Genomic DNA, 24,838 nt, shown 5'->3' on the forward strand with positions numbered 1-24,838 from the left:
GTTCGGGTCTTTTTACATGGCCGGCTATTCGGCGGCTTCGGCGAGTGGGGTGATATTGCGCGCTTCGTTTGCCAGTTGATCGAGTTTCTGCAGGACTTCACGGGTCGCGATTTCCATACGGGCGAAGGCTGTTTCTGCAGCCGCAATATCGCGGTTCCTGAAGGCCGTGATTGCCGCATGACCGGCTTCGTGTTGTGCCAGATGCGGTGCCCGGATCGCGTCGAAAGACGGCAGATGGCGGAACGGTTTTGATGCCGGGCTGTCATACCATTTACCAAACCGGCAGGTTTTCGCATCCCCCATCTGGATATCGGCACTGCTGCCAAGCCCGGCGAGCAATTCGGCAACGGATTTGAAGAACACGGCATGTTCGGCGCGGGCACTTCGTATGGTGCGGTTCGGAATTTCATACTGAACCAGTTCGGAAACCTGTGTTTCGATCAGGCCTTCGACCTGACCGATAACACCAATGGCCGAGCGGATTGCCGCAACCTGCCCGCCGGTTTGCCCGGCGATACCGGTAATGCCATCGCGGACGGCATCGGTTGCCTTGTTCTGTTCATCAAGGATGGTTGAGATATCGGCAATGCGGCGGGTCGTGTCTTCCATCTTGGTGCCGATATCCCCCATTTCGCGGGCAACATCATTCATCACATTCTGGCCGCGTGATACGGCATCATTGCCGCGTGCCATGGCATCGACGATGCCCTGTGTCTCGCCTTGCAGATTGACGATGCGGCTGCGGATTTCCTCGGTCGCGCGTGCGGTCTGCTGGCTAAGGGCCTTGACCTCGCCCGCGACGACGGCAAAACCCTTGCCCGCTTCGCCCGCGCGGGCGGCCTCGATTGTAGCGTTGAGCGCCAGAAGGTTGGTTTCGGCGGCAATTGCTTCGATCGAGGCGACAATCTCGCCGATTTTTTCCGATGCCTCGGCCAGGGCATCGACCCGGCCAGATGCGTCCGACACCGCATGTGCGATGTCATCCATGCTGCCGACAGCTTCCTTGACGGTTTGCTGGCCGTTGCGGGTGGCGGTGATGGCATCGGTTGCGTTATCGGCAGCAGCGCGGCCATTTTCGGCGATGTGACTGATGCCGGAAACCATCTGATCGATGGCGGCCGAAATCGATTGCGCCTTGCGGTCGACATCCTCAATGACATTCATCATGCGGGCATTGGATACGGCACTTTGATTGATGGCAACCGACAGTTCCATCGTGCGATCAAGCTGCTGATCGGCGAAGGCATTTTCCGATGCGTTGTGGCGTTTGACAGCACTGGCATCGCAATAGGCGGTCAGCGTCAGTTCGATATCGAGCAGCATGACCGAGGTGAGCGAGGTGACGATGTTTGCCGCCTGACCGGCGTTCCATCGAAAGCGGGTTATGATGGCCTCGATCAGGGCATCGGTGATCGCATTGTAGGTCGCGATGTAAAGTTTTGGGGTAATGCCGTGGGTTTCGTGGGTCTGGCCGATCCGGTTGGCCTGCTTGACGAAATCTTCGTTGATCTTGCCGTCAAACAATTGGGTCCAGTGGTTTTGAAGCGTTTTTATCAGGGATGTAATGGTGGCGTCTGAAAGGGGATCGGATTTCAGATCTTCGCTTTGGCTGATGGTTCGGTAAAATGTCTCGGCGCGTTGGGCCGATTTATCGTGGATCAGTCCTGATGCCTTGCGAAGGGCACCAAATGTTTCCGGCAGGATGTTGTAAATCGCCAGACGGTTTTCCAGTTGTGACACAACCATTTCCCTATACCCCAGTCATTCCCCGAAGGGCCACCCCTGTCTGAACATCCTGCAACGGATGCCCCGGCCTGACCGCCTGAATGGCGGTTCTTATACATATGGATGGGAACTTTAGGGGGCGTGGATTCAATCGGCAATAAAATTCGTTGTCGGGATATATCCGTTGAAGGATGTCATGCGGCGTTTGCTTGTGCTGATTCCGCCCTGCATGTCGCGATGATCCAGTCGCGGAAGGCGCGAACCGCAAAGTTGTTTTCCTTTTCTTCGGGATAAACAACGTAATAGGCGTGCCGGTTGGGGATCGATACGTCAAACGGGGCGACAAGCCGCCCGTTATCAAGTTCTTCGCGCACCAGAAATTCCGGCAGAAGGGCCAATCCCAACCCTGCGACGGCGGCCTGGATGACCATATGGAAATGTTCAAACCTGGGGCCGGCCAGTTCATCGACAACCGCAACACCGGTTGCGGCCAGCCAGTCCTGCCAGGCGCGGGGACGGGTGGAATGTTGCAACAGGGTGCAATTGCGGACCCGTTCACGTGCAATCGGCAGATCGTCATTTTCCTTAAGGATTTTGGGCGCGCAAACCGCAATCAGGGTTTCGCCCATCAGGCGGTGAAACACGCAGCCGGGCATGTTGTCTTCGCCAAAATGGATGGCGATATCGATGCCTTCGCGGGTGAAGTTGAATTCGCGGGTCTGGGTGATCAGGTTAAGCTGGATATCGGGCCATGTGGTTTTGAAATCACCCAGTCGCGGCACCAGCCAGCGCGCGCCAAAGGTCGGCAATGTCCCGACATTCAGCATCCCGCCGGCATCGGAATAAGCCATGACCTGCAAGGTTGCGGCCTCTGCCCGGTCCAGAAGGTCGCGCACCTGTGCGGCATAGGCTTCGCCCGCCGCCGTCAGTTTCAGGCGTTTTTTTATCCGACGAAAAAGATCCCGGCCCAGATATTCCTCAAGTGCGCGGATCTGGCGGCTGATAGCACTTTGCGTCACGTTCAGTTCCTCTGCCGCACGGGTAAAGCTCAGATGCCGGGCAGAGCTTTCGAAAAATTGCAGGGCAGTGAGGGACGGCAGGACGCGACGCATATGTTTTGATCCCCAAGTTCATTACCAAATGGAATGATATGGTGCGAATATATCGTTTGTTAGATTTCCTGCCAAGTCTTAGCATTTCAATGGTTCGGAACCCCTCGTGCCACCACATGATCCTTCCGGACAGTAAAATTGATCGGGTAATTGATAATATTACGGAAGGAGAGTCAGAAATGCCCCAGCCAGTTAAATCCCCCTTGAACAGCCAGCTTGGCGCGGTGCTTAAGGCCGTTATTGGCGAGACAAAGGCCGATTATCTGTTTCGGATGATTGATGTGAATGACCGGCTTTTGGCCGATCCTGCGAATGATGCCGGAAAAGTCAGCCGCCTGACGATGGCGCAGGCGCTTAACATGATCCTGTTTGATGGTCTGCTGGAAGCCGTTCCCGAAGGCAAAGCCTATTCCGAGGATAAGCTGGCGGCGGGCGAGCCGATCATTTTCGATCATGGTGCCATTCGTACCGTCGATGGCCCGGCAACCGGCGCATTGCCGCGCGGTCATGTTGCCATGGCACGCATCCTGGCCCCGCTTGGGTTCGATGTTGCCGGTGTTTATCCGCTGTCGCGTCTGAAAATGACGGGTCGGGCGTTTTGCCATGCAGATGAACCGGAACTGATCGCGCAGTTCTTTGTGTCCGAGCTTCATGTCGAAGAATTCAGCCCCGCCTTTCAGCAGGCGGTTGCCAATACGGTTGGCAAATCGGTTGATCCGCTGTCGCCCGGTGCCAAGGTCCTGCTGGATCAACTGGCTGCTAACGGCAATATCGGCTTTGCCGATGCGACCAAGCTTCTGCCGGTTCTGGTCAAATGTTTCGGCGCGCAGCACGGCCCGGTAGCCGAGGCCGATTATGAGGTCCTGTTGGCCGAATCCGCCGAAATGGCGTGGATTTCAACCGAAGGCAATGCGTTCAACCATGCAACGGACCGGGTTGACGATATCGAGGCGGTCGCCAGCGAACAGCGCGCCAAAGGCCGCCCGATGAAGGAAAAGGTCGAAATTTCCAGCACCGGATCGGTGCGTCAGACCGCGTTCAAGGCAACCCGTGTCCTGCGTCAGATGCGCGATGCCAATGGCGATCTGGTGACCCGCGATGTGCCCGGTTCCTTCTATGAATTCATCAGCCGTGATCACGTGCGTGACGAGACGACCGGGGAACAAAAACTTGATCTTCGATTTGACAGCAGCAATGCACAGGGCATCTTTAAAATGACCGCCGGAAGCAAGGCGGCATAAGGAAGCAAAAAGACCGGAATGCCGGAACGGGTTATACCGTTCCGGTTTCAAAACATTCTATCGGGTGGCAGGCGATCATGGGTTCAGTGGACGAAAATTATGATGTCATCATTGTTGGCGGGGCGGTTATCGGAAGCTCCGCCGCGTGGTTTTTGACCGACCGGGATGATTTCAAGGGCCGGGTTCTGGTCATTGAAAAAGACCCGAATTATGAATTCTGTTCGACAACCCTGTCGGCGGCATCGATCCGTCAGCAGTTTTCGACCCCGATCAATATTGAAATGTCGGGTTTTGGCATTGAATTCCTGCGCAATCTGAAACGTGATCTTGATCCCGAAGTTGATATTTCCTTCCATGAAAAGGGCTATCTGGTTCTGGCGACCGAGTCCGGTCGCGATATCCTGCGACAGAATCACGCAACCCAGACCAAGCTGGGGGCTGATATCGTCTGGATGGAGCCCGATGAACTGGCCGCCAAATATCCGTGGATGAACACATCCGATCTGGCGGCGGCCTGCTGGGGCCGCACCGGGGAAGGCTGGTTTGATGCCTATTCCCTGATGCAGTCCTTCCGTAAACAGGCCCGCCGCCAAGGGGCTGATTATATCGACGGCGAAGTCGTCGAAGTTTTGCGCGATGGCGATCAGATCACGGGTGTGGTCCTGAAAGACGGACGGCGGTTTGGCTGCGGGGCGCTGATTAATGCAGCGGGAACCGGTGGATCAAAAGTTGCCCGAATGGCGGGGCTTGAAATCCCGGTGGAGCCGCGCAAACGCTGTATTTTTGTGTTTGATTGCCGGGATGCGGCCGACATTAACGCGGCCTGTCCGATGCTGATTGATCCAAGTGGCCTTTATGTCCGTCCCGAAGGTGATCTTTTCATCACCGGAATTGCGCCGCCTGCGGATCGTGATCCGGAATGCTGGGACTTCGAAGTCGATTACAGCCTGTTTGACGATATCATCTGGCCGGGGCTTTACGAGCGGTGCGAACGGTTCGAGGCGATCAAGATGGTCAATGCCTGGGCCGGGCATTATTCCTATAACCTGCTTGATCAGAACGCGATCATCGGTCCGCATCCAGAGGTAAAGAACTTCTTCTTTGCCAATGGATTTTCGGGCCATGGATTGCAGCAAAGCCCGGCAGTTGGCCGTGGTCTTTCGGAACTGATCGTCGCAGGCCATTACCAGACACTTGATATGTCGGTGTTCGGATATGAGCGTATCCGCGACAATGCCCCGGTTCTGGAACTGAACGTGATTTAAATCGGTTTCGAAACGAATATTCGAGATCACTATCTTAACGATGAAAGCCGGAGCAACCCCACATGCCCCGTGACGATATGACCAACCAGACATCTGATGCCGTGATGGACGCTGCCACCGTCACGGCACGCCAGAAACACAGTGTTTCAAATGGTATTCGTACTCTGCACCCGATTTATCTCGACCGGGCGCTTAATGCCGAAGCCTGGGATATTGATGGCAATCGTTATATCGATTTCATCGGCGGGATCGGGGTATTGAATACCGGCCATCGCAATCCGGTCGTCATGGCCCGTGTGGCCGAGCAATGCGAACGTTTTACCCATTCGTGCTTTAACGCGTTGCCTCATGAACCTTATGTCGCGGTAACCGATTGGCTGGCGCAAAACTGCCCGATTGAAGGTCCGGCAAAATCGATGCTGACCAATTCCGGGGCGGAGGCGATGGAAAATGCCCTGAAACTTGCCCGTGCCTTTACCGGCCGGACGGGTGTTCTGGCCTTTGAAGGGGCGTTTCATGGCCGAACGCTTGCGACCCTTGCGCTGACGGGTAAAACCAAGCCCTACAAGACCGGATTGGGGCCGCTTCCGGGGCCGGTTTACCATTTGCCATATCCCTGCCGTGAAACCGGTGTATCGGTGGCCGATGCAATGGATGCCATCGCCAGATTGTTTGCCGTATCAGTTGACCCCGGAAGCATCGGTGCCGTGGTGATCGAACCCGTACAGGGCGAGGGCGGTTTTCGGGCGTGCGACGCGGCCTTTCTTGTCGAACTGCGCCGTCTTTGCGATGCCAATGGCATGGTTCTGATTGCTGATGAAATCCAGTCGGGCTTTGGCCGGACGGGTAAGATGTTTGCCATCGAGCATGCCAATGTCTGCCCCGACATCATCGTGATGGGCAAGGGCATTGGCGGTGGTTTCCCGCTGGCTGCGATTACGGGGGCGGAGGATGTGATGAATGCCCTTATGCCCGGTGGCCTGGGTGGGACTTATTCCGGTAATCCGGTGGCCTGTGCTGCGGCGACCGGTGTGTTTGAAGTCCTGGAAAAAGACGATATTTTGCACCGTTCCAGGCAGCTTGGCGAAAAATATGCCACCCATATCGCCTGGTTGCGTGATTTGCCCGGTGGGCATGTGATCGGTGCGATGCGCGGTATTGGTGCGATGCGTGCCTTTGAACTGATTGCAGATGACGGGATGCCGTCGCCAAAACGACTGCAAACATTATTGCAACTGGCCCGTGCGAGCGGGCTATTGTTGATGCCAAGTGGTGAATACGCCAATGTGGTGCGCCTTCTGGCCCCGCTGACCATTCCGTTCGAACAGGTCGATGAAGCCTTTGCCATCATCGGCAAGGTGTTGCCAAAACTGGCAGCGGTGTCGGATGCGGATGACCGGTCGTGATTGCCGTAAAACTCAAAAAGAAGGGAGCTTAACCGTGAGTTTCAAAAACATTCTGACCGAACTGGGCCTTTCCGAGGCCGAGATTTCCAATGGTACGCTTAAGGTTCAGACCCCGGTTGATGGTTCTGAAATTGCGGCTGTTGCCGAAACCGATCCGTCGGAAATGAACGACATCATTGCACGTTCTAAAAAGGCATTTACCCAGTGGCGTCAGGTGCCCGGCCCGCGTCGCGGTGAACTGGCCCGTCTTCTGGGCGAAGAACTGCGCGCGGCCAAGGAACCGCTGGGGCGTCTGGTGTCGCTTGAATGCGGCAAGATCTATCAGGAAGGTCTTGGCGAAGTTCAGGAAATGATCGATATCTGCGATTTCGCCGTCGGCCTGTCCCGTCAGCTTTACGGTTTGACCATCGCGTCCGAACGTCCGGGCCATAAAATGATGGAAAACTGGCATCCGTTGGGTGTTGTTGGCGTCATTTCCGCGTTTAACTTCCCGGTTGCCGTCTGGTCATGGAACACAGCCCTTGCATTGGTTTGCGGCAACTCGGTGATCTGGAAACCGTCGGAAAAAACCCCGGTTGTGGCGCTTGCCTGCCAGAAAATCTTTGAAAAGGCATTGGCGAAATTCGGCGATGCGCCGGAAGGCCTGCATCAGGTGGTGATCGGTGATCGCCGCATTGGTGAGGCCCTTACCGACAGCCATGATGTCGCACTTGTTTCGGCAACCGGTTCAACCCGTATGGGCCGCGAAGTTGCACCGCGTGTGGCGGAACGTTTTGGCCGGACCATCCTGGAACTGGGTGGCAACAATGCGATGATCGTGACCCCGTCTGCCGACCTTGATATGACCGTGCGCGCGGTTGTCTTCTCGGCGGTTGGGACCTGTGGTCAGCGTTGCACATCCTTGCGTCGCGTAATTGTCCATAAGGACGTCAAAGACGAATTGCTGCCGAAAATCGTTGCTGCCTACAAGTCTGTCAAAATCGGTGATCCGCTTGCCGATGGCACGCTTGTTGGCCCGCTGATTGACGAGGACAGCTTTAACAACATGCAGACCGCGCTTTCCAATGCCAAGAAAGACGGCGGGACGGTCCATGGTGGTGAACGCGTGTTGGCTGATCAGTATCCGAATGCCTATTACGTCACCCCGGCGGTTGTCGAAATGCCGTCCCAGACCGAAACCGTGCGCCACGAGACCTTTGCGCCGATCCTGTATGTCATGACCTATGAAACGCTTGAAGAAGCCATTGCGCTTCAGAATGGTGTGCCACAGGGCCTGTCATCCTGCATCTTCTCGACCGATCTGCGTGAAACCGAACTGTTCCTGTCGGCTGTTGGTTCGGATTGCGGTATCGCCAACGTCAATATCGGCCCGTCGGGTGCGGAAATCGGCGGTGCGTTTGGCGGTGAAAAAGAAACCGGTGGCGGACGTGAATCGGGTTCGGACGCATGGAAAGGCTATATGCGTCGTGCGACCAACACGATCAACTATTCCCGCGAACTGCCGCTGGCGCAGGGGATCAAGTTCGATATCTGATCACGCGTTTGATCGGTTTTGATCATGAAGCACCGTCGGGAAACCGGCGGTGTTTTTGTTTGGGTGAAAATGCGATAGAATACGTTGTATGACAATGCAAACAGGAAACCGGTTATGAGCAAGGATACAGTGGCCATTCGTGTCGATTCCGATTTGCGCCAACGGTTGGACAAGCTTGCAGATGCCTTTGGTCAGACGCGCTCAAGCATCATCAACGATGCCCTTCGGCAATATGCCGATCATCAGGAATGGCAGGTGAACCTGATTGCCGAGCGTGCCGAAAGTCTCGAAGCAGACAAAGCCGTCCTGATATCGCATGAGGATGTGCTTGCCACGTTTGATCAACGCTTTGCCGATAAAGAAGCTGGATGAAGATCGAATGGGACAGCCGGGCGGTCGAGGATTTACGCGATATTGTTGACTATATTGATGAACGCAATCCAGTCGCAGCACTAAAGACATACCAATTGATTGCCGGGTCGGTTTCCCAGCTTGCGACTCACCCGTTTATCGGACGGGTTGGCCGCGTGGCGCGAACCCGCGAGATGATTGTGAACGGCACACCGTATCTTGTGGCCTATTGCCTTGGCGACGACACGGTCACAGTCATTGCCGTCTTGCATGCCGCACGCCGCTGGCCGGATGAATTCTGATCATCGAGAAGTGATGGCCTTTGCCCGGTTCGAACGCATGGAAAAGCTATACGCGCCGTGCGACCAACACGATCAACATTGCCGCGAGTTGCCGCTGGCGCAGGGCATCAAGTTCTATATTTGATCACGAGTTCTAGACAATAAGATACCGCCGATTTATTCGGCGGCATCATCGTTTCCAAATGCCTTCTCTGAAAAATACAACTTGTGGTTATTTTCAAGAAGATCAGTTATTGGGAGGTTGTCAAACAGAGCATGTTTTTCTGCGAAGTCTTTAAATTTTCGACCTTGTTCTGAGAGGCTGTTGTAAAATAATAACTTCAACTCTTGCTCGGATAGCATGGATCGAACCATTCTCGAATGATATTTTTTTGAATATTCATTTATTTCGATAAATTTGAAAATATTGTATAAAAATATAAAATAATGAGACATGTTAATTGAGTGTGATTTAATAAAGAAAGTGGAGAATTTAAATACCATCTCCGTTTCAGTGTATGGCCTGTTTTCCAATTCATTGTACTTCGAAATTATATATTCTTTGTATTTTTCATCCATTAAATTACAAATATAACTGATAGCATCACGCCCTTTGAAGCTCTTCTTTATATTGGTATGCCCAATTTCAATTGAATCAACAATTTCATTGAAAATTGATAGCATTTGAAAAAATGTATTCTCAAATTTTTGGGCATTAATCTGGTCTGATTGGATTTCTAAAGCGTTGGCTGATCTTTCAAGTTCTTTTCTAGTTAGCGTCAGCTCTTTGCGTTGGAGAGCGATGGTAAGTAGAAGCCCAAGCACGGTCACGAAGGTGAAGATTGGATTCAAAGTTCCACCAAAAAAATCACCCCATGGTCCGAGATTTGAAAAACTATCTGGATCTTTTATGCCAAACCAGAGCAATCCTAGCCCTGCAAACGCAGCAAGAACTACTGCAACTACAAACGTAATAGAAGCCAAGTGGTTATCTTTGGCATTTTCACTCATCATTGACTTCCTGCAACGGTTTCATGACCTCAATGGTTGCATGTCGCCCTGTTTAATTAAATAAAAAACGGCCCCCGAAGGGACCGCTTTTTCTTAAATTCTGTCTCTAAGCGTGGTTTGATCAGCCAGCTTTGGAGAAACGCTCTGCAACATATTCCCAGTTAACCAGGTCGTTGATGAACGCTTTGACATAGTCCGGGCGCGCGTTGCGGTAATCGATGTAGTAGGAGTGTTCCCAGACATCGCAACCGAGCAGCGGGGTCTGACCGTGGACCAGCGGGTTTTCCGCATTCGGGGTTTTGGTTACGACCAGCTTGCCGGATTTATCGAGTGCCAGCCAGCACCAGCCCGAACCGAACTGGGTCACGCCAGCCTGAATGAAGGCTTCCTTGAAGGCATCGACAGAGCCGAAATCTTCAACGATTTTCTTTTCCAGTTCGCCCGGAATGTTGCCGCCGCCATTTTTCTTCATCATCTGCCAGAACTCGATATGGTTCCAGTGCTGGGCAGCGTTGTTGAACAGGCCGGCTTTGGATGCATCGCCATAGGATGCAACAACGATTTCTTCGAGCGACTTGCCTTCAAGGCCGGAACCTTCGAGCAGCTTGTTGCCGTTCACAACATAGGCGTTGTGGTGTTTGTCATGGTGAAACTCAAGGGTTTCAGCCGACATGACCGGTGCAAGCGCGTCATAAGCATAAGGGAGTGCAGGGAGTTCAAGAGCCATGATACAGATCCTCGACTTTCGTTATTGGTTTGTGCGGTCAGCACAGGGCTTCCGCAACATATCCCCATTACCACCTGCCGTAAAAGTGAAAATCCCATGCAACCTGTTGGAAAACTTGTTGCTATGGATGATCATTGCCTTTTGGCTGGTTCGGAAACGGGCATGATGGAAAACCTCGTGGTCTTAATCCTCGGCCTTTATCTAGGTCAAAGGAAGCAGCGCGCAATGCCTTGGACGGCTTTGCGATATTCCATACCCTTTAAACAAGCTGAGGCGCGCATCGTTCCATGGATGCGAAAATATTTTGAATTCTGCGAATGTCTGCCCGACAGGCTTCTGCTATCGGGCGTCATGTACCCCGAGCCGGATAACCGGTCAGCCTGCTATTCCTTATAAAGGCTGACCATGTTCTGAATATCGGTGCCATTGCGGATCATCACGTCATATTCCCCCTTTTGCAGGCGGGAAATATCGATACGGCACGGAAAAGAGCCGCAATCTTTGTTCAGCGCAATCGATCCGTCCTGAAAGGACAGGATGACTTCGCCTTTCGGCTGATCTGCATGGATGGTGACACTGTCGGTGGTCGCTTTCGGTGCGACGCGGATTGCAGCCAGTGCGGCTGTCGTCACTGTCAAAACTCCGACGAGGGCGATTACAACCGGCTTGCTGCGCAAAGATCTAAACATGTTGTTTCCTCGCGCTTCTTTTTGGTGAAGTAAAGATGCGCGGTGAAGACGGGAAAATGGCGGCGCAAATGCGGCATTTCCGTGCCGAATGTTTCGATTTTCCATCTGTCACAGGTAAAAAGCCCCCTGAACAAAAGGTTAGGGGGCTTTCTACAATCAGATCGTGCGCGAAATTTTTATGAAATCGCTATTTCCGGCGTTCCATTGCGGCCTTGAGTGCTGCGGCCATCGCACCACCGTCATTTCCGGCACTGCCTTGATTGTTACGCGGACTGCTTTGATAATTTCCGCCGTGCTGGTTGTTTCGCCCGGTGTTTGTGCGGGCCTGATGGCCGGTATTGCTTTGATTGCCACGGGACTCGGTACGCTTTTCACGGGTGCCTTCATAGTCCGGTGCTGATTTCATCGACAGGCCGATGCGTTTGCGCGGCGCATCGACTTCCATGACGGTAACCGACACGATCTGGCCTGCCTTGACGACTTCACGCGGGTCGGAAACGAATTTGTCGGCCAGTTGTGAAATATGCACCAAACCGTCCTGATGGACACCGATATCCACGAACGCCCCGAAATTGGTGACGTTGGTGACGGTACCTTCAAGCTTCATACCGGTTTTAAGGTCCTTGATCTCGTTCACGCCGTCGGTGAATTTTGCGGTTTTGAATTCCGGGCGCGGATCGCGGCCGGGTTTATCAAGCTCGGCCAGAATGTCGCGGATGGTCGGAACGCCGAACACATCATCGGCATAGTCATCCGGGCGCAGGGTTTTGATGAAGGGCGAGTCGCCAATCAGCTCTGCCAGCGGTTTGTTGGAACGCGTGCTGATACGTTCCACCAGTTTATAGGCCTCCGGGTGAACAGCCGATGCATCAAGCGGGTTTTCACCGCCACGAATGCGCAGGAAACCGGCGCATTGTTCGAACGCTTTGGGGCCGAGGCGTTCTACCTTGCGCAAGTCCGCACGCGACCGGAACGCACCATTGATATCGCGATAGCCGACAATATTGCGCGCCAGTGTTTCCGAAAGTCCGGCAACACGGGTCAGAAGCGGAATAGACGCGGTATTGAGGTCAACACCCACCCCGTTCACGCAATCCTCGACCACGGCATCAAGTGATTTGGCAAGCTTGGTTTCCGATACGTCGTGCTGATACTGCCCAACACCAATGGATTTTGGTTCGATCTTCACCAGTTCCGCCAGCGGGTCCTGCAGGCGTCGGGCGATGGATACCGCCCCACGCAGCGACACATCCAGATCCGGGAATTCTTCGGCGGCAAATTGTGACGCGGAATAGATCGATGCACCGGATTCGTTGACGATGACCTTGGTCGCCTTAAGGGCCGGGAAGCGTTTGAGTAACTGACCGGCAAGCTCATCGGTTTCACGCGAATAGGTGCCATTGCCAATCGCGATCAGTTCGATCTTGTGGCGGGCGGCAAGGGCCGCCAGTGTATTCAGCGCGCCTTCGACGTCATTGCGGGGCTGGAACGGGTAAACGGTTGCGGTATCAACCATCTTGCCGGTGGCATCGATCACGGCAACCTTGACACCGGTACGCACCCCCGGATCAAGACCCATGGTGGCCTTCTGCCCGGCCGGTGCGGCAAGCAGCAGGTCCTTGAGGTTATCGGCAAACACCTTGATCGCGTCTTCTTCGGCGCTGTCACGAAGGGTGCCGAACAGGTCAAGTTCGATGGATAGCGACAGTTTGACCCGCCAGGTCCAGCGAACCGTATCGACCAGCCATTTATCAGCAGGGCGACCACGGTCGGCAATACCGACATGGGCGGAAATCATAATCTCGGCCCGGCCCTGCTCGGTCCGCGGGCGGTCTTCGTCGGCGGCACCGAGTGTCAGTTTAAGTTGCAGGATGTTTTCGTTGCGCCCCCTGAACAGGGCCAGAGCGCGATGTGACGGGCAGGTTTTGATTTTTTCGGAATGTTCGAAATAGTCGGAAAACTTGGCACCTTCAGCCTGTTTGCCATCGATCACGCTGGCACTGATTTCGCCATCATTCCACAAAAGGTCGCGCAGCTTGGCGACCAGATCGGCATCCTCGGCAAAGCGTTCCATCAGGATCTGACGCGCACCATCAAGGGCGGCCTTGGTATCTTCGACGCCTTTTTCAGCATCGACATATTTGGCGGCTTCGGTTTCCGGATCAAGGTTCGGATTGCCGTACAGATCATCTGCCAGCGGCTCCAGCCCGGCTTCGCGGGCGATCTGGGCCTTGGTGCGGCGCTTTTTCTTGTAGGGCAGGTACAAATCTTCAAGGCGGGTTTTGGTGTCGGCCTCGTTGATGGCCTTTTCAAGTTCCGGCGTCAGTTTTTCCTGTTCGCGGATGCTTTCAAGCACGCTTGAACGGCGTTCTTCCAGTTCGGTCAGATAGCGCAGGCGTTCTTCCAGCGTACGAAGTTGGGTATCATCAAGACCGCCGGTTTTTTCTTTGCGGTAGCGCGCAATGAATGGAACGGTGGAGCCCTCATTGAGCATCTCGATGGTGGCAATGACCTGTTCCGGCCGGCATGAAAGTTCTTCGGCGATACGCTGGGGAATTGGACGCATGGTTTCTCCTTGGTTTGCTCGTCTGCCTGAAATAGCGGCTTTCGGGCAGGGGGGAAAGAGCCAGTTTCGGATAAATGGCTGTCTGCATATTTGGTGGATTTTGTCGTTGAAATCACAAGCTGCTGAAATCGAACGGATTTTGGAAATCCTGCCAGATATTGCTGCCCTATAACTTGCCCCGACGGTGCAGGCGGGCTATTTCTGGGATAACAGTTCCATCGGGCAGTCCCGACAACCGGAGAATAAGGATGGCCGGAAAGTTCCGCGAAACCGTCATTCACGAGGTGCCAAAAGAAAAGGCCGAACCGAAAACCTCGGAAGAAAAGAATGAAGCCATTGCCGGTGCAGACATGGCACCTGTTCTGTCACAGGATGCAATCAATGCGCTGGCCGAAGCCAAGGCCGCCAAGGAAGCTGCTGCAAAACAGCGCGAAATCGGCGGGCCCAAAGGCCCCGAGCCGACCCGTTTTGGCGATTGGGAAAACAAGGGTCGCTGCATCGATTTTTGATGTTGCAGCCATTCCCGGAAGTGACTTCAGGTGATCCATATATGAATAGGGTCGGGCATTTTTGCGCCGACCCTATTCATTTCTGAATTGCCAGATAAAGCAGTCCGCCGGGCTCAGTTGCCGCGAATGGCTTTGATGTTGTTGGCGTATTCGGATGGGCCGCCTTTGAAGGTCGCGGAACCGGCGACCAGAACGTTCGCACCGGCTTCGATCACCTTGGGCGCGATTTCCGGGTTTACGCCACCATCGACTTCAAGGTCGATATCGCGTCCGGTCGCGTCGATCATCTTGCGGATGCGTTTGATTTTTTCAAGCTGGCTTGGAATGAATTTCTGGCCGCCAAAGCCCGGGTTCACGGTCATGACCAGAACAAGGTCAACCATGTCCATGACATATTCGATCGCGCTTTCCGGCGTTGACGGGTTCAGCGACACCCCGGCTTTTTTGCCCAGCGACTTGATCAGCTGCAGCGAACGATGCAGGTGCGGACCTGCTTCGGCATGGATGGTGATGATATCGGAACCGGCATTGGCGAAGGCTTCGATATAGGGATCGACCGGTGCGATCATCAGATGAACGTCAAACACCTTGTCGCTATGCGGGCGCAGTGCCTTGACCACATCCGGGCCGATGGTGATGTTGGGCACGTAATGACCGTCCATGACATCGATATGGATGTAGTCTGCGCCAGCGGCATCAACCGCGCGGACGTCAACACCCAGCTGTGCGAAATCGGCGGAAAGGATCGAAGGTGCGATTTTAATGGCGTTTGATGCGGTCATGGCGCGGCAAAGGTCCTGAAGCGGGTTGGGATATGGGAATTTCGCGGTTCTCATACCCCAAAAACGCGGTCCTGTCACCCAAGCGGGGCGAATGGCTGTCTTGATCTGTATCGTTTAAGATACCAATCAGGATTTCTTGACCAGCCGTGCGCAGAAGAAACCATCGATCCCGCCATATTCCTGCATATGTAGCGGCAGGATGCGCAATTCACCGGCATCGTTGATGGCCTCACTCCAACCGCCCAGTTCGTCGGCGGTAATCGGCTTGCGTTCATAATTCGGGTGGTCGGCCAGGAACGATTTGACCTGATGCTCGCCCTCTTCAGGCTGAAGCGAACAGGTGCAATAGATCAGCTCGCCACCAACATTCAGAAGCTTGTCAGCCTGATTAAGCAGCTTGGTCTGGATCGGCAAAAGCGACCGCATCAGTTTGTCGTTCTGACGCAGCAAAATATCGGGATGGCGGCGAATGGTGCCGGTTGCCGAACAAGGCGCATCAAGCAAAACCGCATCGGCACGTGGCGTATCAGGGGCCAGATCGGTGGCGTCCCCGATAACAACAGCGGCACCGAGTTCAACCCGTTCAAGGTTTTCATAGACGCGTTTCAGGCGGCCCTCGGATTTATCGACGGCAATGGCCTGTGCGCCGAAAGCCGCAAGCTGCATGGTTTTTCCGCCCGGTGCAGCGCAGAGATCATAAATGGTTTTGCCCTTGTGAGCCGAAAACAGTTTGGCCGGGATGGATGCCGCCGCGTCCTGCACCCACCATTTGCCGTCTTTATAGCCCGGCAGGTTGCGGATGCGACGCCCGCCTTCAAGCCGGACCGTGCCGGTTGGAAGGACAATACCGTCCATTTTTTCCGCCCATTCGGCGGCCTCGGCCGGGTCTTTGATCGAAAGATCAAGCATGGCATAGCCAAGGCTTGCCTGGGCAATGCCCTGGGCCACGTCCGCGCCATAGGCCTTTTTCCATGATCCGCGCAGCCATGCCGGAACGTTCAATTGCCAGTCTTCGACATTTTCAGGCCATTCAAAGCCGTCGCGCTGCAAACCGCGCAAGACGGCATTGATCAGTTTGGTGTACCGATGAAGTCCTGCATCGCGCGCCAGATTAACCGTGCTGTCAACTGCACCGTGATCGGCTGTATCCATGAAAAACAGCTGGGCGACACCCAGACGCAGGATATTGGTCAGTCGTGCGGCGGTGCGATCTTGTGGCGGGTGATAGCGCGGGGCGAGCATGGCATCAATTTCACCCAGATGGCGCAATGTGGTGCCAAGCAATTGACGCAAAAAATTGCGATCCAGTGATGGCAGACCATACCCATGTTTTGACAGAAGCTCGTCCAGTGTGACTTCCCCCCCGCGCAGTTCCTGCAGGGTTTTGAGCGCCAGCATCCGGGGATCGGGAAGATCGGCCGGTTGGCTATGGTGTGGCGCGTGGCGGTTGTCCGGACGGGCGCGGCGTTCTGTCAAAGGAATATCTCCGGTTTCGGGTTGTGGCTTGTAAGTAAGCGCCCTTTGGGGGGCTGTAAAGCACTTAGCCGCGCGATTTCTGGCATGGCTGGCCTGCTGGATATGGTTTGTCGGCTACTTAAAAGCCTTGCGATGGGGACGAGTGCCCGGTAATCCAGACGGATGATTTGAACGGAACGGGCGATACAGATGTCTTTTGCCGCACTTGCGATTTTTTCCGGCTGCTTTCTGATCGGCTCTATGCTGCTGACCTGGGCGGTGTTGCTTTATCTGCGGCGCAAGGCGATTCTTGATATGCCCAATCATCGTTCCAGTCACGCGGTGCCAACCCCGCGCGGTGGCGGATTGGCCGTGACGCCGCTTTTGGTGTTCATGGTCGGAGCGGTTTTTTTATGGTCGGGGAATGCTGATCTGCCTCAATGGGTCATGCTCGCCGCGGCTGCGGCGCTTGGCATGTTAAGCTGGTTTGATGATCGACATGATCTGTCGCCTGCTATTCGTTTTGCCTGTCAGTTCGTTGCCGTGATCGTCGGTGTGTTCGCGATTGACAGTCCTGTCCTGCAAGGGCTGGTGCCAATGTGGCTGGATCGTGTTCTGGTGGTTCTTGCCTGGGTCTGGTTCCTTAATCTTTTCAATTTCATGGATGGGATTGACGGCATTACCGGCGTCGAAGCGGGATCCATTGGCGCGGGCGTTTTTGTTTTGGCGCTTTTGATGCCGTTGCCTGAATTCATTGATCTTGGTTATATCGGGCTTGGTATTCTGGCGATCATGGCCGGATTTCTGATCTGGAACTGGCATCCGGCGAAGCTGTTTCTGGGGGATGTCGGATCGGTGCCGCTGGGGTTTGTTCTGGGTTGGTTGCTGCTTGAACTGGCGGCACGTGGTGCGTGGATGCCAGCTTTGATCCTGCCATTATACTATCTGGTCGATGCAACCTTTACATTGATGAAGCGCGGGCTTCGGGGGGAAAAGGTCTGGCATGCCCATCGTGAGCATTTTTATCAGCAGGCGACCCAGCGTGGGATGAGCCACGCTGGGGTTTCATTGCTGATAATGCTTGCCAATCTGGCACTGATCGTTGTGGTGTTTTTGCCGACAGATGCGGACGTATCTGAGCGGTTGGCAATAGCTGCGATAATTGTCGTGTTGCTGATTGCGGGAATGAAATTTTTGCCGGTTAAGACTGTCAAAACGCATTCGCCCTGATTGCCGCTCGTTCGGATAGCTTGACTTGTCACAGGCCGAACGCGAAAAGAAAAACCGTGTCCCTGCCAAAGGCTTGCGGCTAGTATGAACCACACCAGTATTCCGGTAAGGAACCGAATGTCGCGTTTATTCCAACGTAGCCAGATTGCCTTTGTCCATGATGTGACAATGGCAGCTGTTTCATTGCCCGCAGCACTTTATCTGCGCGTGGGCGATGGTGTGGTTTTTTATAATCCGCAGAACATTCTGTTTTCAGCATCAGTCTTTACCGTTATCGCCGCAGTCTCTTTCTGGTTTTTTGGCCTTTATCGCGGGATTTGGCGTTATGCGTCTTTGAACGATCTGACGCGAATTGCCAAGGCGGTAACAGTTGCCATTGGCGTATTGTTTCTTGTGTTGTTCCTGACCGCGCGGCTTGACTGGTTGCCGCGATCAACACCGATTATTCAGTGGTTCCTTTTAATGGCGCTGCTGGGGGGATCCCGGCTGATTTATCGGATCACCAAGGACAAAACCTCTGCCCGTGAAATGCTGCGGCAGGGGACGCATCGTTTGCCGGTTCTGTTGATTGGTGCAGGCGACGAGGCGGAAGCCTTCATTCGTGAAACGCGTCGTTCAGCAAATACACCGTTTGATGTTGTCGGGATTGTTTCGCTGACCGATAGCCGCGTTGGGCGAAACATGCACGGCGTTAACGTTCTTGCGACCGTAGACCGTCTTGAGGAGATCCTTGGCAAGCTCGCCAATAGCAAGCGTGGGCTGCCGCGCCGGTTGGTTCTGACCGGTGACGCACTGCGTCACGAAGATATAACGAAATGGGTCGAGGTTGCTGATCAAAGGGGCATTACCCTTGCGCGCCTGCCAAAGTTGAATGATCTGCGGGAAGGTCTTGCCGACCCACTGCAAATCCGCCCCGTAGCGATCGAGGATTTGCTGGGCCGTCCGCAGGCGCGCCTTGATCGAGACAAGGTTCGTCAAATGATTGCCGGGCATCGGGTGCTTGTGACCGGTGCCGGTGGATCAATCGGGTCGGAACTGGTGCGGCAGATTGCTGCTTATGGTCCGGAAAGTCTGACCTTGCTGGATGCGGGGGAATACAATCTTTATGCCATCGATATGGAGATGGCGGAAAAATATCCAGATCTTCCGCGTGAGAGTATTTTAGGCGATGTTCGTGATCGAACCCGGATCGATCAGGTTTTTGCAAAGCAAAAGCCGGAGATTGTTTTTCATGCCGCAGCTTATAAACATGTGCCGCTGGTTGAACACAATCCCAATGAAGGTATTCTGACCAATACGTTGGGCACCCGCAACGTTGCCGAGGCATGTCGTGCGGCCGGGGTTGGCACCATGGTTCTGATTTCAACGGACAAGGCCGTAAATCCGGCGAATGTCATGGGGGCGTCAAAACGTTTGGCGGAATGTTATTGTCAGGCGCTTGAGACGCTGCCCGCGGATCAGCGTGGCCCGACGCGGTTTGTGACGGTTCGGTTTGGCAATGTGCTGGGCTCAACCGGATCCGTCGTGCCCCTGTTCCGCCGCCAGCTGGAGGCCGGTGGTCCGTTGACGGTGACGCACGAAGGCATCACGCGGTACTTCATGACGATTGCCGAAGCGGTGGAACTTGTTTTGCAGGCCGCCGAACTTGGCAAACATGGTGTCACCGATGGTGGCAAGATATTCGTTCTTGATATGGGGCGCCCGGTCAAGATCATCGATCTGGCGCGTCAGATGATCCTGCTGTCGGGCCTGCGTCCGGGCAAGGATATCGATATCAAGGTAACGGGATTACGTCCCGGCGAGAAGCTTTACGAAGAATTGTTCCACGATGGTGAGCCGCCAGAGCCGACTGAAACGGATGGTGTCATGCTGGCCGCACCGCGGGTCGTTGATTATGCGTTGATCAAGCAGGTGTTTGATGAACTTGGGCAGAGCGCAGTCAATCGTGATACCCACAAAACGCTGGAACTGATGGGGCGTCTTGTCCCCGAATTTCAGCCGCCCGAGATTGGGGTTAAATCCTTCTTTGCAGATAGCGATCCGGGAAAACTCGATCAGGCGGTTAGTGGTCAATAACCTGATATCTGTTTAAAGACGGTACGTCTGCGCAGTCTGGTCTGCGGCCATGCAACATTTCGGGGTCCACATTTTATCGTCTGCGTGATAAAGCTCCGCGCGAAACATGGTTCGGACTCATTGATCATGTGTCGGCCAGAATGAAAACCATCGGTTTTCATTCATCAGAAGGCCAGTCTTGCCCACGCGCAGCCATACGGAACGGTTTCTTTTGTGGGCCGATATATCATCAATGGGTCCGGTGCCTTCATCACTGACGATCTTTTGAAAGCGAACCCGATGACTGCTCGTATTGCGCGCGCGCTGATCTCTGTTTCCGACAAGACCGGTCTGGTCGAATTTGCCAAATCCCTTCATGAACAGGGTGTTGAAATCCTGTCGACTGGTGGTTCTGCCAAGGCCATCGAAGCGGCCGGTATCCCTGTGAAGGAAGTTGCCGATCATACCGGTTTTCCCGAAATCATGGACGGTCGCGTCAAGACTCTTCATCCGAAGATTCACGGCGGCCTTCTTGGCCGCCGTTCTCTTTCCAGCCATATGCAGGCGATGAAGGATAACGACATTTCGCCGATCGATCTGGTCTGTGTGAACCTTTATCCGTTCGAAGAAACCGTTGCCAAAGGTGCCGATTTCGACACCTGCATCGAAAATATCGATATTGGTGGGCCCAGCATGATCCGCTCGGCGGCGAAGAACCATGAGTCGGTGACTGTGGTTGTCGATCCTTCTGACTACGACCGCATTGTTGCCGAGATGAAAGACAATGCCGGTGCCACGACGGCAGAAACCCGTCGTGTTCTGGCGGCCAAGGCTTTTGCCCGCACGGGTGCTTATGACTCGGCCATTTCAAGCTGGTTTGCTGGCGAGCTTGGCGAAACGTTCCCGCAGCGCCTGAATGTTTCTGCCGAACTGAAACAGACCCTGCGTTACGGCGAAAACCCGCATCAGCAGGCAGCATTCTATACCAACGGTAAAAACCGTCCGGGCGTTGCCACCGCGACCCAGCTTCAGGGTAAGGAATTGTCATTCAATAACCTGAATGACACGGATGCGGCGTTCGAACTGGTGTCCGAGTTTGATGAAAAACCGGCTGTTGCCATCATCAAGCACGCCAATCCGTGTGGCGTTGCCGAGGGGGCAACTCTGATTGAAGCCTATAACAAGGCCCTGTCTTGTGATCCGGTTTCGGCCTTTGGCGGCATCATCGCGGTTAACCGCACCCTTGATAAAGCCACTGCCGAAGAAATTGCCAAACTGTTTGCCGAAGTCGTGATCTGCCCGGATGCCGATGACGCGGCGAAGGAAGTTCTGGCAGCGAAGAAGAACCTGCGTCTTCTGGTGACCGGTGGCATGGCGGATCCGGAAAGTGAAGACATGACGCTTCGGTCGTTGGCTGGTGGATATCTTCTTCAGAACCGCGATGCGGGTCGTGTAAAGCGTGACGCGCTTAAAGTCGTCACCAAGCGCAAGCCGACCGAAGCCGAACTTGATGATCTGCTGTTTGCCTTCCGTGTTGGCAAACATGTCAAATCAAACGCGATTGTTTATGTCAAAGACGGTAAAACGGTTGGTGTGGGTGCCGGCCAGATGAGCCGTGTTGACAGTTCACGGATTGCCGCATGGAAAGCCGAAGAAGCCGGTAAAAATGCGGGTGAAGGCGAATTGCGCACCAAGGGATCTGTCGTGTCGTCTGATGCGTTCTTCCCGTTTGCAGACGGATTGCTGGCTGCAGTCAATGCCGGTGCCACAGCGGTTATTCAGCCGGGCGGTTCAATGCGTGACGAAGAAGTCATTGCGGCTGCCGATGAACACGGTATTGCCATGGTGTTTACCGGTATGCGTCACTTCCGCCATTAATCTTTGGTTTGAACCTTAAGCAAACAGGCCGCAGACATTTTATGTCTGCGGCCTGTTTTTTGTGTTCAGTGGATGGATATCAGGGTCAAACAGCCGTTGCTGGATGTTCCCCTTTTGCGCTGCTGTTCACAGTTTTATCAATCGGATCGGAGTTTTCGATCATTGCCCCATCCCGCTTTATGGCGGCGGGCTGTTTTGGCGTTGCCGGATCGGATGCGGGCTGATCATTATGCACGCGCATCGGTGCCCGCCAGTCAATGCTGCCAAAGGAATGACAGGACGGGCAGGTTACCGCCCATTTATCTGTTTCCGTACCACATGCGCCGCACCGCCAGCCGGGGTCGGGATTGGCGTGACTTGCCTTTACCAGCAGTTCACGTGCTTTTGCGGCATCTTTCTTTTCACGGAATTCCAGATCAGCCAGAAGACGGTAGTGACGTGACTGCGCCTTTTGGGCGATGGCCTTTTCCAGGTTGCTGCGTGCCATGCCCCACAAATCGGCAGAAAGTGCGGCTTCGGCAAGCAAAAGCTGGCTTTCTACATGTTCCGGATTGGCGGCAATCAGCTTCTCGACAGCTTTGACTTTTGCCAAGGCGTCTTCGGAAAGACTGTCCAGATAGATTTGACCCAAGGCAGCGGATGGTGATGTCTGCCAGCTTTGCAGGGCAACGTCGCGCGCTTTCGCAGGCTGATCAATGTCGGCATAAAGCCTAGCCAGAAGAACAGCCGCGCCGGTAAAGTCCGGGCGCGCGTTCAAAGCTTTGCGCAAAAGTTTGATGGCTTCGGCATTTTCACCATCCGTTATTGCGTCTTCGGCTTTGGCTGTAATCAGAAGTGCACGGCGACGTGTCAGTTCATCTTCGTTAAAGATATCTGCCTTTTGGGCATCCACCAGCAGGGTCAGGGCCCGGTCCCAGCGTTTTGCACCCAGTAACAAATCAAATAACGTTACAAGCACGGACGGATTGCGCGGACGCAGGCGGTGGGCCCGTTCCGCATAATCGAGTGCCTCCGACCGGTTATCGGACTTCAGCGATAACTGCAGTAAACCGCGCAACCCGAAAAATGCTGAATCAGGCTTTTCCAGCATTGCTTCAAATTGACGTTTGGCAGCCTCGTTGTTTCCGTCAAGTTCGGCTGCTTGGGCTGTTAACAGGCGGGTCAGGGTATCATCTTCAAGATACCGGTCGACCGCACGGGTATGCTTCAATGCTTGTCGAACATCACCAGATGCAAGTTCCAGCAATCCCATGGTAAGGGCCTGCTGACCTTTTTTGCGACGACGACTGCCCAGAATACGACCAAGCCAATTGGGAGAATTGGCAATGGCGGACCAACAGCGCCACAGTATGACCAGAACCCCGGTCAGAACAAGAAGGCCAAGGGCGACCATGCCAATAGAGCCATCAAACCTGTAGCCGAGCCAGACGATGGTCATTGTACCGGGATTATTGGCAAACCAGACCGTGCAGGTGACCAGAATTGCAGTTATCAGAATGAACAGGCCAAGACGGATCATTGGCTGTCCCCCGTATTTGCAGACCCATCACCGGTCAGAAGATTGATCGCATGTGCACTGAGCGTTGCGATGGCACCGTTCAACACCTGACGGCTTTTGGCGTCTTCAAGCCACTCGTTGACGGCGGCCCTGGCATTGTCACCTTCGATACCATCAAGGGCGGCAATGGCACCATCAAGATCATCACTTTCAAGCGCTGTTTCTGCGGTCACCAAACGTCCATCGAGCGATTCTTCGCCGACAACATCAATACGCCGAACCGGGATCAGTTTTTTGATATTGGCCCAGGTCGCGTCAAGAACACTACCGGAATGGTCGTCACTTGATGCCTGCACGGCTTTCTGTGCCATTGCCGGAAATGACTGGCGCAGCTTTTCGATGGTGGGCGCGCCACGATCCGCAAGCGGTTTCAGGGCTGATATCTGTTCTGCAATGACGGGATCATCCGACCCGCTGCGTTCCAGCTGATTAAGCGCGATCATAAACGATCCGCCGCGCTGTACGGCATCGCGCAGGATCGTAACGGCCATGGCAATGGCCTGGCCACGGCTTTCAACCCGAAGACCGGCAGTTGCCCGCACTTCTTCTTCCATGGTTGACAGACGTGCTGACAGATCGCGCATTTCTGCTGCAACACCAGAAAGTTCGGCTTCGACCCGTGCCAGTTCTTCAATCGGTGCGGTGCGGGTTTCAATTTCTGCCATCCGGCGTGCAACCGTGGAGTTCAGCGAATCGCCGCGTTCACTGTCAAGGCGTTCACGCAAGGCGTTGATCGTACCTTCGAGACGTGACAGGCGTTCGGTCAATGCCGTATCGACGACGACTGTTTCATCACCTTCTGATGGTGCTTTTTCATTGCGGGCAAAAGCATTGTCTGTCGGCTCAGACAGGTTGTCTTCATTGCCGATCATTGCATCGTCACGTTCCGGCGCACCAGGCGTTATGCTTGATGAAGTTCCGGGTGCATCATTGGCAGATGTGGATGGTGTGGGACTATCGGTTGTCGGCTCGTTACCAGTTCCTGACGACTGGTTATCCGCCACGTCTGCCGGTGTGATCTCCGCCAGGATTTCAGCAGGCACATACTGGCTCAGGACGGGTTCCGCGTCATGCCACCAAAGGGTACGTGTCAGCCATCCGGTGGCCAAAGCACCGGCAATAATGATCACAAACAACAGGATTGCGCGACCACCACGCTTTTTTTGCACGGTTTTGTCTGTCTTGTCTGTGGCTTGCTTGTCGGAAGCAGTCTTTTGGCTCATACCCGGTTTGATTTCGGGTTTTGCATCTGCCGTTTTGGTGCCGGACTTCTGGCTGTCTGACTTTGAGGTAGCGTTTGATGTGGATGAAGGTTTCGCACCTTCTGACCCACCCGACGTCGTTCCCGGCTTTTGATCAGCAGGTTCTTTGGCAATATTTGCATTGCCCTTGCTATCAATGGAAATGGTTTCGGACGAGCCGGATTTTGTCTCGGCTGGGTCTGTGGAAGCGTGGGTTTTTGG

The 24,838-nt window shown here is 54.3% G+C and carries 21 protein-coding genes; 11 read left to right on the forward strand and 10 right to left on the reverse strand.

Translation table 11 applies throughout. The features are described 5' to 3' along the window. Nucleotides 1-24: 24 nt before the first annotated feature. Both SMB34_RS05645 and gcvA read right to left on the reverse strand, forming a co-directional pair. On the reverse strand, nucleotides 25-1,740 hold the full coding sequence (locus SMB34_RS05645) for a methyl-accepting chemotaxis protein (protein ID WP_167332736.1): 1,716 nt from the start codon (nucleotides 1,738-1,740) through the stop codon (nucleotides 25-27). Nucleotides 1,741-1,919: 179 nt separating this feature from the next. Next, a complete protein-coding gene (gene gcvA, locus SMB34_RS05650; RefSeq protein WP_037988334.1) occupies nucleotides 1,920-2,837 on the reverse strand; it encodes a transcriptional regulator GcvA in 918 nt (305 codons plus the stop codon). Between the two features lie 179 nt (nucleotides 2,838-3,016). Here gcvA and SMB34_RS05655 point away from each other — a divergent pair, with 179 nt between their 5' ends. From SMB34_RS05655 to SMB34_RS05680, 6 genes are all read left to right on the forward strand, one after another. Further along, nucleotides 3,017-4,078: a DUF1338 domain-containing protein gene (locus tag SMB34_RS05655; protein ID WP_037988419.1), complete on the forward strand. Its 1,062-nt coding sequence runs from the start codon at nucleotides 3,017-3,019 to the stop codon at nucleotides 4,076-4,078. A 77-nt stretch (nucleotides 4,079-4,155) separates the two neighbouring features. Further along, nucleotides 4,156-5,343, forward strand: a complete 1,188-nt coding sequence (locus SMB34_RS05660; protein ID WP_037988337.1) for an NAD(P)/FAD-dependent oxidoreductase — start codon at nucleotides 4,156-4,158, stop codon at nucleotides 5,341-5,343. Between the two features lie 62 nt (nucleotides 5,344-5,405). Beyond that, nucleotides 5,406-6,749 (forward strand): aspartate aminotransferase family protein, encoded by a 1,344-nt coding sequence (locus SMB34_RS05665; protein ID WP_084716498.1) that lies wholly within the window; start codon nucleotides 5,406-5,408, stop codon nucleotides 6,747-6,749. Between the two features lie 34 nt (nucleotides 6,750-6,783). Beyond that, the gene (gene amaB / locus SMB34_RS05670) at nucleotides 6,784-8,283 is read left to right on the forward strand and encodes an L-piperidine-6-carboxylate dehydrogenase (protein ID WP_037988340.1); all 1,500 of its coding nucleotides are present in this window, start codon (nucleotides 6,784-6,786) and stop codon (nucleotides 8,281-8,283) included. Nucleotides 8,284-8,397: 114 nt separating this feature from the next. Next, nucleotides 8,398-8,655, forward strand: a complete 258-nt coding sequence (locus SMB34_RS05675; protein ID WP_156962644.1) for a CopG family ribbon-helix-helix protein — start codon at nucleotides 8,398-8,400, stop codon at nucleotides 8,653-8,655. Further along, complete coding sequence (locus SMB34_RS05680) at nucleotides 8,652-8,936, forward strand: type II toxin-antitoxin system RelE/ParE family toxin (RefSeq protein ID WP_037988345.1); 285 nt, start codon at nucleotides 8,652-8,654, stop codon at nucleotides 8,934-8,936. Before SMB34_RS05675 ends, SMB34_RS05680 begins: the two co-directional genes overlap by 4 nt. A 156-nt stretch (nucleotides 8,937-9,092) precedes the next feature. Here SMB34_RS05680 and SMB34_RS05685 read toward each other — a convergent pair whose 3' ends face one another. The 4 genes from SMB34_RS05685 to SMB34_RS05705 all read right to left on the reverse strand — a co-directional run bounded on the left by SMB34_RS05685 (nucleotide 9,093) and on the right by SMB34_RS05705 (nucleotide 13,908). Next, a complete protein-coding gene (locus tag SMB34_RS05685; RefSeq protein ID WP_167332737.1) occupies nucleotides 9,093-9,926 on the reverse strand; it encodes a putative phage abortive infection protein in 834 nt (277 codons plus the stop codon). A 121-nt stretch (nucleotides 9,927-10,047) separates the two neighbouring features. Then, complete coding sequence (locus tag SMB34_RS05690; protein WP_007088675.1) at nucleotides 10,048-10,653, reverse strand: superoxide dismutase; 606 nt, start codon at nucleotides 10,651-10,653, stop codon at nucleotides 10,048-10,050. 383 nt (nucleotides 10,654-11,036) lie between these two features. After that, entirely contained in the window at nucleotides 11,037-11,342 is a 306-nt protein-coding gene (locus SMB34_RS05700; RefSeq protein ID WP_051682147.1) for a hypothetical protein, read from the reverse strand. A 187-nt stretch (nucleotides 11,343-11,529) separates the two neighbouring features. Beyond that, a complete protein-coding gene (locus SMB34_RS05705; RefSeq protein ID WP_037988350.1) occupies nucleotides 11,530-13,908 on the reverse strand; it encodes a Tex family protein in 2,379 nt (792 codons plus the stop codon). Between SMB34_RS05705 and SMB34_RS21010 the strand changes: the two genes are divergently transcribed. Beyond that, nucleotides 13,907-14,080: a hypothetical protein gene (locus tag SMB34_RS21010; RefSeq protein WP_156962645.1), complete on the forward strand. Its 174-nt coding sequence runs from the start codon at nucleotides 13,907-13,909 to the stop codon at nucleotides 14,078-14,080. The two genes, SMB34_RS05705 and SMB34_RS21010, sit on opposite strands and share 2 nt — an antisense overlap. A gap of 76 nt (nucleotides 14,081-14,156) precedes the next feature. After that, nucleotides 14,157-14,417, forward strand: coding sequence for a DUF1674 domain-containing protein (locus SMB34_RS21440; RefSeq protein ID WP_007088679.1), 261 nt, complete (start codon nucleotides 14,157-14,159; stop codon nucleotides 14,415-14,417). Nucleotides 14,418-14,530: 113 nt separating this feature from the next. Here SMB34_RS21440 and rpe read toward each other — a convergent pair whose 3' ends face one another. Beyond that, complete coding sequence (rpe, locus tag SMB34_RS05715) at nucleotides 14,531-15,199, reverse strand: ribulose-phosphate 3-epimerase (RefSeq protein ID WP_037988427.1); 669 nt, start codon at nucleotides 15,197-15,199, stop codon at nucleotides 14,531-14,533. Between the two features lie 126 nt (nucleotides 15,200-15,325). After that, nucleotides 15,326-16,675 (reverse strand): RsmB/NOP family class I SAM-dependent RNA methyltransferase, encoded by a 1,350-nt coding sequence (locus SMB34_RS05720; protein ID WP_037988352.1) that lies wholly within the window; start codon nucleotides 16,673-16,675, stop codon nucleotides 15,326-15,328. 189 nt (nucleotides 16,676-16,864) lie between these two features. Here SMB34_RS05720 and SMB34_RS05725 point away from each other — a divergent pair, with 189 nt between their 5' ends. From SMB34_RS05725 to purH, 3 genes are all read left to right on the forward strand, one after another. Next, nucleotides 16,865-17,884, forward strand: a complete 1,020-nt coding sequence (locus SMB34_RS05725; protein ID WP_037988355.1) for an MraY family glycosyltransferase — start codon at nucleotides 16,865-16,867, stop codon at nucleotides 17,882-17,884. Nucleotides 17,885-18,001: 117 nt separating this feature from the next. Beyond that, complete coding sequence (locus SMB34_RS05730; protein WP_037988358.1) at nucleotides 18,002-19,960, forward strand: polysaccharide biosynthesis protein; 1,959 nt, start codon at nucleotides 18,002-18,004, stop codon at nucleotides 19,958-19,960. A 279-nt stretch (nucleotides 19,961-20,239) separates the two neighbouring features. Beyond that, nucleotides 20,240-21,817, forward strand: a complete 1,578-nt coding sequence (gene purH / locus SMB34_RS05735; RefSeq protein WP_051682148.1) for a bifunctional phosphoribosylaminoimidazolecarboxamide formyltransferase/IMP cyclohydrolase — start codon at nucleotides 20,240-20,242, stop codon at nucleotides 21,815-21,817. Between the two features lie 85 nt (nucleotides 21,818-21,902). On the opposite strand, the gene SMB34_RS05740 is transcribed toward purH, so the two are convergent. Both SMB34_RS05740 and SMB34_RS05745 read right to left on the reverse strand, forming a co-directional pair. Then, entirely contained in the window at nucleotides 21,903-23,336 is a 1,434-nt protein-coding gene (locus SMB34_RS05740; RefSeq protein ID WP_037988359.1) for a heme biosynthesis protein HemY, read from the reverse strand. Continuing rightward, a complete protein-coding gene (locus tag SMB34_RS05745) occupies nucleotides 23,333-24,544 on the reverse strand; it encodes a COG4223 family protein (RefSeq protein WP_240478756.1) in 1,212 nt (403 codons plus the stop codon). Before SMB34_RS05745 ends, SMB34_RS05740 begins: the two co-directional genes overlap by 4 nt. Nucleotides 24,545-24,838 lie beyond the last annotated feature (294 nt).

This window comes from Thalassospira permensis NBRC 106175 (assembly GCF_000714555.1).
GTDB lineage: Bacteria > Pseudomonadota > Alphaproteobacteria > Rhodospirillales > Thalassospiraceae > Thalassospira > Thalassospira xiamenensis.